This window comes from Natronomonas aquatica, assembly GCF_024449025.1.
GTDB lineage: Archaea > Halobacteriota > Halobacteria > Halobacteriales > Haloarculaceae > Natronomonas > Natronomonas aquatica.
In genome coordinates this window covers 1-511 of the sequence record NZ_JAHLKM010000082.1, presented here as the reverse complement: position 1 = coordinate 511, position 511 = coordinate 1, and the positions used below count along the sequence as shown (strand labels likewise).

The following is a 511-nucleotide window of genomic DNA, read 5'->3' as shown; positions in this document are numbered from 1 at the left end:
TTCTACGGCGAGGAAGTGCGCCGTATCCGCGAACACTACAAGCAACTCCGAAAGTCCATCGGGAAATCGAAGCCTCGACAGGGACAGCAGGTGGTCAAGCGCATCGGTGACGCTGAAGCGCGGAAGGTGGACGACCGCCTCCACAAGATTGCTCGCCAAATCGTGGAGGACGCCGAGGAGCGCAACGCAGTCATCGTCGTGGGCGACCTCGGTGGGATTCGCAAGGACAACGACAAGGGGCGGTACGTCAACGACAAGACCCACAAGATGCCGTTTGCCCGCCTGCTCAACTACATCGAGTACAAGGCCCACGATGCGGGTATCGACGTGCAATTGGTCGAAGAATACGACACGTCGCAGACGTGCAACCGCTGTGCCTGCGAGGGCGTCCGTGAGACGCAAGGACGCTTCGAGTGTCCCGAATGTGGACTTGACGACAACGCAGACAAGAACGGTGCGCTGAATATCGGTAAACGAGCCTTGGGCAAGTTCTCGAAACCGCTGTCCGAGG

At 59.1% G+C, this 511-nt stretch carries 1 protein-coding gene; it reads left to right on the top strand.

All coding sequences use genetic code 11. The features are described 5' to 3' along the window. A partial coding sequence (locus KM295_RS16830) for an RNA-guided endonuclease TnpB family protein (protein ID WP_256031535.1) occupies positions 1–511 on the top strand: 511 nt, incomplete at both ends.